This is a genomic window from Anaerophaga thermohalophila DSM 12881, assembly GCF_000191885.1.
In the GTDB taxonomy this organism is placed as follows: Bacteria; Bacteroidota; Bacteroidia; order Bacteroidales; family Marinilabiliaceae; genus Anaerophaga; species Anaerophaga thermohalophila.
In genome coordinates, this window is the sequence record NZ_AEWI01000138.1 from 1 (window position 1) to 8,735 (window position 8,735).

The 8,735-nt window shown below is 39.0% G+C and carries 8 protein-coding genes and 2 tRNA genes; 6 read left to right on the forward strand and 4 right to left on the reverse strand.

The features are described 5' to 3' along the window. Positions 1-791: 791 nt before the first annotated feature. Positions 792-1,691, reverse strand: a complete 900-nt coding sequence (gene xerD, locus ATH1_RS0116670) for a site-specific tyrosine recombinase XerD (RefSeq protein ID WP_010424474.1) — start codon at positions 1,689-1,691, stop codon at positions 792-794. A gap of 889 nt (positions 1,692-2,580) precedes the next feature. Here xerD and aroQ point away from each other — a divergent pair. The 4 genes from aroQ (at position 2,581) to ATH1_RS0116690 (ending at position 4,746) form a co-directional block, all read left to right on the forward strand. Beyond that, positions 2,581-3,000, forward strand: a complete 420-nt coding sequence (aroQ, locus tag ATH1_RS0116675; RefSeq protein ID WP_010420991.1) for a type II 3-dehydroquinate dehydratase — start codon at positions 2,581-2,583, stop codon at positions 2,998-3,000. A 33-nt stretch (positions 3,001-3,033) separates the two neighbouring features. Continuing rightward, the gene (gene pyk, locus ATH1_RS0116680; RefSeq protein ID WP_010420987.1) at positions 3,034-4,464 is read left to right on the forward strand and encodes a pyruvate kinase; all 1,431 of its coding nucleotides are present in this window, start codon (positions 3,034-3,036) and stop codon (positions 4,462-4,464) included. Between the two features lie 102 nt (positions 4,465-4,566). Beyond that, a tRNA-Asp gene (locus tag ATH1_RS0116685) sits at positions 4,567-4,643 on the forward strand. 29 nt (positions 4,644-4,672) lie between these two features. After that, positions 4,673-4,746, forward strand: a tRNA-Asp gene (locus tag ATH1_RS0116690). 20 nt (positions 4,747-4,766) lie between these two features. Here the strand turns inward: ATH1_RS0116690 and ATH1_RS0116695 are convergent. From ATH1_RS0116695 to ATH1_RS0116705, 3 genes are read right to left on the reverse strand one after another with little or no spacing between them, the layout of a single operon-like run. Next, positions 4,767-5,330, reverse strand: coding sequence for an RsmD family RNA methyltransferase (locus ATH1_RS0116695; RefSeq protein WP_010420984.1), 564 nt, complete (start codon positions 5,328-5,330; stop codon positions 4,767-4,769). Then, complete coding sequence (locus ATH1_RS0116700) at positions 5,318-6,178, reverse strand: DUF3822 family protein (RefSeq protein WP_010420982.1); 861 nt, start codon at positions 6,176-6,178, stop codon at positions 5,318-5,320. The genes ATH1_RS0116695 and ATH1_RS0116700 overlap by 13 nt, the downstream gene beginning before the upstream one ends. A 17-nt stretch (positions 6,179-6,195) precedes the next feature. Then, a complete protein-coding gene (locus tag ATH1_RS0116705) occupies positions 6,196-6,825 on the reverse strand; it encodes a hypothetical protein (RefSeq protein ID WP_010420981.1) in 630 nt (209 codons plus the stop codon). A 508-nt stretch (positions 6,826-7,333) separates the two neighbouring features. On the opposite strand from ATH1_RS0116705, the gene ATH1_RS0116710 reads away from it, so the two are divergent. After that, complete coding sequence (locus ATH1_RS0116710; RefSeq protein WP_010424477.1) at positions 7,334-8,479, forward strand: ATP-dependent DNA helicase; 1,146 nt, start codon at positions 7,334-7,336, stop codon at positions 8,477-8,479. A 14-nt stretch (positions 8,480-8,493) separates the two neighbouring features. Then, the coding region (locus tag ATH1_RS22370; RefSeq protein ID WP_044115574.1) for an ATP-binding domain-containing protein at positions 8,494-8,735 on the forward strand (242 nt) is incomplete at its 3' end.

Genomic DNA, 8,735 nt, shown 5'->3' on the forward strand with positions numbered 1-8,735 from the left:
GTTCTTTTATGACAAACCTTGCCATGCTCGTTTCATCTAAAATCTTAAATCTAATAATCTAATAATCTAATAATCTATTAAGGCAATCTTTGTCGTGCTCGTTTCATCAGTATAAAATTAGTCTAAGTTATTGGTCTGATGGAACTCGCATGATTGAGTTTTATACATGTTCTTTTGTTACAATCTTTGTCATGTTCGTTTCATTTCTAAAGGGGCCAAATGTATAAAAAAACCACATTGAAGAAAAATATCTTTAATATTTTTTGCCTGAAAAGTTTGATTTAGCTGATGAACAGGTAATTGAGGTTGCTCAATGAGAATTTTGATAATTTAGTTGTTGGTGAATGAAATTGCTTTCAATTTGTAATAAATTAGCTAATTGTTCTTAACGGAACTCGAAATAAAGATAAAACAGGTGATAATTTGTAAATCAATTTGGGCGAAGTAAAAATAATTATTATTAGAGAATTCAGGAAATTTGAGAAGAACATTTTTACGTTACAGGATTATATGGTATTTTAAAGTAGATTGGTTGAGCACAGTCTAAAAAGCATCTTTGTTGCCAAACTCGTTGTTGTTTTAAATTTTTGCATCCTCATTAACAACAAGTTAACTCCGGTACAAAAATTTAAAACGCCTTGATTTTGACAAAAATATGCTTTTTATACTGCACTCTTGGTTATAAAAAAGTCTTCAACAAATTTGAAAGTGCTTTTCCAAACAATGTTGAAGACGTTTTTAATTTTTTTAGGGACAGGAATTATGGATCAGTAAATTATGCCAGGTGAGTTTTACGATCTGGGATGGTACTGGATAATTGTATTTTTGAGGTACTCTTTATCCAGGTGAGTATAAATTTCTGTTGTAATGATCGATTCATGTCCAAGCATTTCCTGTACTGCTCTCAGGTTGGCACCTCCGTCGATCAAGTGCGTGGCAAATGAGTGGCGGAAAGTATGTGGACTAATGTTTTTCTCAAGTCCGAGTTTTCGGGTAATGTTTTTAATGATGGTAAAAATCATAACCCGCGATAATTTTTTACCCCGTCTGTTGAGAAAAAGAATATCTTCATGGTCGGGGTGAATCCTTAAGTTTCTCCGGTATTCGCTCAGATAAAGGTTGATCTCTTTTATCGCTTTGGTGCTGATCGGTACCAGTCTTTCCTTACTGCCTTTTCCTTCAATTTTCACAAAACCTGATTCGAAAAAAAGGTTTGATATTTTTAGATCGATCAGTTCTGAAACACGCAGGCCGCAACTGTATAATGTTTCCAGTATGGCTTTATTGCGTTGGCCTTCGGGCTTCTTGGTGTCGACAGCATTGATAATGGTATCAATTTCCTCAACCGATAAAATTTCCGGAAGTTTACGTCCCACTTTTGGTGTTTCAAGCAGAGCCGTGGGATCTTTATCTACTTTTTCTTCAATGAGAAGATACTTGTAAAACGATTTAATGCCGCTAATAATCCTGGCTTGTGTGCGTGGACTGATGCCTTTGTCATTCACCCATTCCATCATCTCTTTCAGGTGATCAAGCTTTACCTGTTCCGGGCTAACATCATACCCTTTTTCTTTCAAAAACTGAACTAATTTAAGAAGGTCTGTAATGTAGGCATGGATAGAATTATCTGAAAGACCCTTTTCAACTTTTAAATAGTTCTTAAACCCGTTAACTTCTTGTTCCCAATTCATGTCGCTGTTCATTTTATTAGTAATCCTTAAATTGCTTTGCAGAATGTGATTGTTTGCAGAACCGATGCCTTCTCTATATGTTAAAAAATTTAAATGAGTATAAGCCCGGAGCTGATTTTCTATAATTAGTGCCCGTCTATAAAGTCGGGAAAAGTTGTGTCAAATCATGTGTCTGTTCAGAAAGTGTCATTTACAAGGCTTGCAAAGTCCGAAAATACGAAATTTTCTATCGTAAATGAGTAATTTTCGGACAAGCCACTTTACAGACTGACACTAATAACAATTATTATTCCGTAAATTTAGCTGCATTCACTTTTGTTTCAGCAGATGTTAAATATCTTAACTTTCATTTATTATGAACACTTAAGGTTAAATCATGGATAGATAATCAAAGAAAATACCATTGGTTAAAGTTGCGAAATTTTTTTATGTAAATGCAAATATTTTCTTAAATATTTTGTCATATCAATAGATTTTGTAATATATTGTTACAACACTCAGTTATCAGATTTGTTTGCTCAGCAGCAATAAATTGTTTGACAGTTCTTTGTATAAAGTATTGCACGCAGTTTTTTTATTTATGATGATGTCGTATTTTTGCACTCTGTTAAATTTCTGTTTTAGATCGTACTCATGAAATGGCATGGCAAAGTTTGTTTTAATAGATTATTAGATTTTTAGATGTAAGATGGTAAGATAAAACGGGCTTGACAAGGCATACCACATCAAGAATATGTATAAATGCTTGCATGCGAGTTCCATCAGACCAATGACTTAAGTAAATTATATACGGATGAAACGAGCATGACAAAGATTGTCACAAAAGAACATGTATATAATCAATCATGCGAGTTCCATCAGACCAATGACTTAGACTAATTTTATACTGATGAAAATTCTGATTATCAATGGGCCGAATTTGAATTTATTGGGCATTCGTGAGCCGGATACTTACGGAAAGGAATCCTTCGACCAGTATCTTGATATTTTACAAAAGAAATTTTCTTCAATCCAAATTGATTACTTTCAATCCAATATTGAAGGGGAATTGATCAATAAAATTCATGAATATGGATTTGGCGATTTCGGTATTATTCTGAACGCAGGAGGCTACACTCATACTTCTGTTGCTTTGGCCGATGCTGTTTCTGCGGTTGAAGTACCTGTAATTGAAGTGCACATCTCTAATGTTTTTAAGCGTGAAAATTACAGGCACCACTCTTTTCTTTCACCGGTTTGCAGGGGTGTTATTTGCGGTTTTGGCCTTGACTCCTACCGGCTGGCCATTGAAGCGTTGCTGAATCTATAATCGAAGGAAGTATTTGCTTTAAAATGAAAATGAATGAAGAAGTTCACCAAAATTGTTGCAACAATTTCTGACAAAAGGTGTGAAGTTGAGTTTATCAGAAACCTCTTTGAGGCGGGGATGAATGTAGCAAGATTGAATACCGCTCACTTAGATTTTGATGGCATAACCAGGATTGTTAATAATATCAGGGCAGTGTCCGACGAAATCGCCATTCTTATTGATACAAAAGGGCCTGAAGTTCGTACAACAGTAACAGACAAGGACATTGAACTACAAGCAGGTTCCGAAATTCTTCTCGCAGGCGAACCAGATGGAAGAACCACCAGCAAAAAAATATGCGTATCTTATTCACAGATAGCCGACGATGTTTCTGGCGGTACCACTATTTTGATTGACGACGGAGAAATAGGACTGGAAGTCATTGAGAAAAAAAGTAACGGATTACTATGTAAAGTGCTTAACAATGGTGTGCTTGGCAGCCGGAATAGTGTGAATGTGCCGGGTGTGCGCATTAATTTGCCATCGGTAACCCCGAGAGATAAAAGTTTTATCCGGTTTGCCATTGAAAATGATATTGATTTCATTGCTCACTCTTTTGTTCGCAACAAGGAGGATGTTCTTGAAATTCAAAATATTCTTGATGATTACGACAGCCCGGTTAAAATAATTGCGAAAATAGAAAATCAGGAGGGGGTAGAGAAGATAGATGAAATTCTTGAGCATGTTTACGGTGTTATGGTGGCAAGGGGCGATCTCGGGATTGAGATTCCCCAGGAAAAAATACCCGGGCTGCAGCGTCAATTGATTCGTAAATGTGTAGAGGCTAAAAAGCCTGTTATTGTTGCTACTCAAATGCTGCATTCCATGATCAAAAATCCCCGCCCAACCAGAGCAGAGGTTACCGATGTTGCGAATGCGATTTATTACCGTACCGATGCAATCATGCTTAGTGGAGAAACTGCTTATGGGGAATATGCCGTGGAGTCGGTTAAGACTATGTCGCGGATAGCCGAAGAAGTGGAAGCTGCCAAAGATACCCGGAATGATATTCCTGTGGATGTGGTCGGGCATGATATTACCGCTTACCTTGCCGATACGGCTGTGAAAGCATCTAAAGAACTGGATATAAAAGCGGTACTGACAGATAGTCTGACAGGAAAAACAGCCCGTTATCTGGCCGCTTTTCGCGGACCTAATCCTGTGATTGCGCTTTGTTACAATAAACGTGTAGGGCGCGAACTGGCACTTTCGTACGGAGTCTTTCCGGAGCTTACAGAACCGGGCAGTTCAAAAAGTGAAATTTTGAGCAATACCCTGATGCGTTTGAAAAAATACCATATCATTCAGGATGATGACCTTGTTGCCTATCTCGGAGGCAGTTTCGGAATAGGCGGGGGAACCACCTATCTTGAGATTATGACCGTTGATGGATTGCTGAAAAAACACAACCGGATATCTGAATGACAGGCACGAAAAAAGTGGATTTTCTACATCAATAGTATTGCAGAATTAAAAAGAACCGTTATCTTTGCAACGCTTTAAAAACAAAGGGAAGCATACATTTCCGGTCTGGTAGTTCAGTTGGTTAGAATGCCGGCCTGTCACGCCGGAGGTCGCGGGTTCAAGTCCCGTCCAGACCGCCACCGGAAAAATAATTACTACCACATAATTAGGTCTGGTAGTTCAGTTGGTTAGAATGCCGGCCTGTCACGCCGGAGGTCGCGGGTTCAAGTCCCGTCCAGACCGCAAAAAAGGGTCATCAGAAATCAGTCTGATGGCCCTTTTTTATCTTTTTTTACTTTAAAAAAGGAGAAATTGACCTTGCCATAATGGCGATTTTGCCAGAAGAACGGGTTGTTTTCAAAATTCTTGTCCGGACCATGTTCGAGGACGAATAAGCCGTCTTTTGTTAAAATTTCGGAATTCATCACCATGCCTGGCAATTCTTCTGTTTGTGGTAAGTCAAAAGGGGGGTCGGCAAAAATGAAGGTGTATTTCTTATTATTTTTTTCGATGAATTTGAATACATCGGCTTTAATAACTTTCAGATTATTTTCAATATTGAACCCGGCTGCTGTTTTTTTAATAAAACTGAAATTTGCATAGTTTTTCTCAATCGCAGTAACAGAGGAACATCCTCGTGATGCAAATTCATAAGATATGGCTCCGGTTCCACTGAATAAATCCAGTACTTCTTCGCTTTCAAAATCAATCAGGTTGTTGAGAATATTAAAAAGGCTCTCCCTGGCCTGATCGGTAGTTGGCCGGGCTTTAAAAGATGACGGCGGTGAAAATCGCCGGCCTTTTAGCTGACCGCTTACGATACGCATGATGCCAGACTTAACAAATTATGAAACCGGTGACCGGGGACATCTTTAAAAAGATAACTGTATTGGAAACCTGAAGGCAAACCGGGCTGTTTGACATGTTTGATGTATTTCTCCAATGTTTTCCTGATGGCATCGAATTCGGGATGGGCCCCGATGAGCTGTACTTCGATATTGGAAGGAAGAAGCTGCAATTGTTCGAAAACAAACAGGGTGTAATAGATCAGATCATTCTCACCTCTTATCTGGAATGAGTTGCTGAGTTTAAGATTGTTTTTTTCAAGCACTACTATGTCAAAATAATTGTTTTGTAAGTTGATAATTAATTGTGTTTTACTTACACCTGGCCGGCTAATGGCAAGTTTTGTCTCGGTCATAGGGATGTATTGCTGAAAAAAAGAGGGTTCCGGGAATTGCCGTTTAAAAATATCACTCAGGTGAGAAGGAATCGCAAAAATATTCCAGGCGTCGGCAAGCTTCATCTGGGAAAATACAACATTATGATTTTCGGGAACCTCATGAGTGAAACGGAGCCATGCGGCAGCCTCATCAGGAGTGAAAAGTCCTGATGGAACCAATGTTGAAAAACGGGAAGGAATGAGAATAAAAACTTTTTTGTAGGGGAGATTTAAAAGCTCGTTTTGTTCGAATATCCTGTTTGTGAGTTCAGGCAGATCGCTTTCTTTGACCTTGGGATGAAAAGAAAAGTATCTGAACTGGATGTATTTATTTCGAACAGGGTCGAGAATAGAAAAAGAAAATCCATCCAGGCACACCTGGATGGATAAAAAATATGACTGTGTAATATTGGTGTCAAAGGTTTCGTCAACTAACGAAAGGTCGGGAACCATAATTCAAATATTTGAGGTTATTCCCAATTACCGGCGCTGTTGTTTGCTTCGGTGAGTGACCCCACTTTGAGGCCGGGATATTTTCCGTAAGCTTTGGCTTCTTCGTTTAAGTTGATAATAAGTTGTTCATCAAGACCTTTGAGGTAAGTATTGTTGTGTACCTTTGCTTCAAAAACAGGCACTTCAACACCCGATGCCGTTTTTATGGTTGTGGCCTCCATCTCAAACTCTTCTTTATTGGTGAAAGGAACATATCGGAGTGAATCGGGTACGAAATTTTTACCAAAAAGAGAATCCTTGACGGCAACGTAAATGGTATCGCGTTGGATGATTCCCATTTTTAGTGCCCTCAGTTCGGTCATTCCTTCTTCAATCATGCTGTCGGTCAACCTTCCTTCCATGTGAATGAGCGCGAGTGAATCGTTGTTGATAAAGTTGATCAACGTATCAAAGCTTCCGGTAAATTTCCCATACACTGATTTGTATGCTCTCTGCGCTTCTCTAATGCCCTGGAGGCGTTCAATAACTTTCTCCTGCCGCATTTGGTGGGTTTCGTTAAATCTTACCGGCTTCTGAATGCTTTCCCAACACAAATATCCCAAGGCAAGGATGGCAATGGTCAGAATAATCTGGATTGCTGTTTTCATTATTTTTCGGATTTTTGTTTTTGTTTCGATTGCACAAATTTAAAAAAAAATTCAAACCGCCATTTCTTTATACCAAATAATTCATAAATCTTTGTTTTCGCTTCTGTTTTTTTTTCCTTTGATGACTTATGAGTGCAGTATAAAAAAGCATATTTTTGTCAAAATCAAGGCGTTTTAAATTTTTGTACCGGAGTTAATTTGTTGTTAATGAGGATGCAAAAATTTAAAACAACAACGAGTTTGGCAACAAAGATGCTTTTTAGACCGGGCTCATTTATTGTATCGCAATATTTTTTAATTTGACAGCAATAATGTGCTGTGAATTAATTTTTTATGGATAATCACTGATATAATATTGAATATTAGCGCTATAGGATTCACCGAAACTGTCTGCACTGCCTGAAGCTGAGCTGGTAGTCAGCAAAGCAGATGTTTTTTTTATCTGAATCAAATGTAACTGACAATTTGCAGGAAGACAAATGCCGGTTGTAGAAGGAGAAATAAAAGTATGCTGGAAGATTTTCTGAAAGAAAGAATACTTACTGAATTTGGGATGGAGCCTACTCCGTCGCAAAAAGAATCAATCGGCCAAATTGCCCGGTTTTTAGCCGATCGGACGGGTGATACGGCTTTTGTTATGAGAGGCTATGCAGGAACGGGAAAAACAACTCTTGTCAGGTCTATTGTGAAGGTTTTGAATGAATTCGGTCAGCAGTCGGTTCTTCTTGCTCCTACAGGACGGGCAGCCAAGGTTTTGGGGAATAGTGTCGGTGCTCCGGCGTACACCATACACAAAAAAATCTATCGTCAGAAATCCTCAAAAGATGGATTTGCTGCTTTTGACCTGGATCGCAATTTACACAAAGATACATTGTTTGTCGTTGATGAGGCGTCAATGATTGCAAATGACGGGGGAGGGGGATTTTTTGGATCAGGCAGGTTGCTCGACGATCTGGTGCGCTATGTTTACGAAGGCCGGAACTGCAAGTTGATGCTTATTGGAGATGATGCTCAGTTGCCACCTGTTGGCATCACCCTGAGTCCTGCACTCGAAGAGAACAATATAGCTGCTCTCGGGTTAAACGTGTTTTCTGCAACTTTGACCGATGTGATACGTCAAAAAATCGGTAGCGGTATACTCTTTAATGCTACCCGGCTGCGGGAAATGCTGGCAAATCAGTCTGAAACTATGGATTATCCCCGCTTTCGGGTTGAGGGATTTCCGGATGTTTTTCGCATCACGGGGACCGAACTGATTGAAGAACTCGATTATTGTTACAGCAATTACGGGTTGGAAGACACATTGGTGATATGCCGGACTAATAAAAGGGCCAATTTGTATAATCAGGGCATAAGAAATACAGTGCTTTTCAGGGAAGAACAGTTGTCAGTGGGCGATTATCTTTTAATGATGAAGAATAATTATCACTGGTTAAAAGATAACGAAGAAATTGGCTTTATTGCCAACGGTGACATAGCTGAAGTTATCAGGATAAACAATTACCATAATCTTTACGGCCATCATTTTGCGGATGTCGTCCTTCGGCTGGTTGACTATAAAGAAATTGAAATTGATGTCCGGATTATCCTGGATTCCCTGATGAGTAAAGCAGCGGGGCTAACTCAGGAAGAGCAGGAGAAATTTTTTTTATGAAGTGATGAAGGATTATGAAGATGTATCTGACTCAAAAAAAGCAATACAGAAATACAAGAGAAAATGATTTTTACAATGCCCTCCAGGTGAAATTTGCCTATGCCATGACTTGTCATAAATCGCAGGGTGGCCAGTGGAAAGCGGTATTTGTGGATTTGGGATATTTTACAGAGGATTATCTTACCCGCGACTTGCTGCGGTGGCTCTATACAGCGGTAACAAGAGCTACCGAACGGGTTTATTTTGTTAACTTTCC

Coding starts and splice junctions, on each gene's coding strand:
- xerD (WP_010424474.1), bottom strand. CDS start 1,691: ATGAATTGGGAACAAGAAGTTAACGGGTTTAAGAACTATTTAAAAGTT.
- aroQ (WP_010420991.1), top strand. CDS start 2,581: ATGAAAATTCTGATTATCAATGGGCCGAATTTGAATTTATTGGGCATT.
- pyk (WP_010420987.1), top strand. CDS start 3,034: ATGAAGAAGTTCACCAAAATTGTTGCAACAATTTCTGACAAAAGGTGT.
- ATH1_RS0116695 (WP_010420984.1), bottom strand. CDS start 5,330: ATGCGTATCGTAAGCGGTCAGCTAAAAGGCCGGCGATTTTCACCGCCG.
- ATH1_RS0116700 (WP_010420982.1), bottom strand. CDS start 6,178: ATGGTTCCCGACCTTTCGTTAGTTGACGAAACCTTTGACACCAATATT.
- ATH1_RS0116705 (WP_010420981.1), bottom strand. CDS start 6,825: ATGAAAACAGCAATCCAGATTATTCTGACCATTGCCATCCTTGCCTTG.
- ATH1_RS0116710 (WP_010424477.1), top strand. CDS start 7,334: ATGCTGGAAGATTTTCTGAAAGAAAGAATACTTACTGAATTTGGGATG.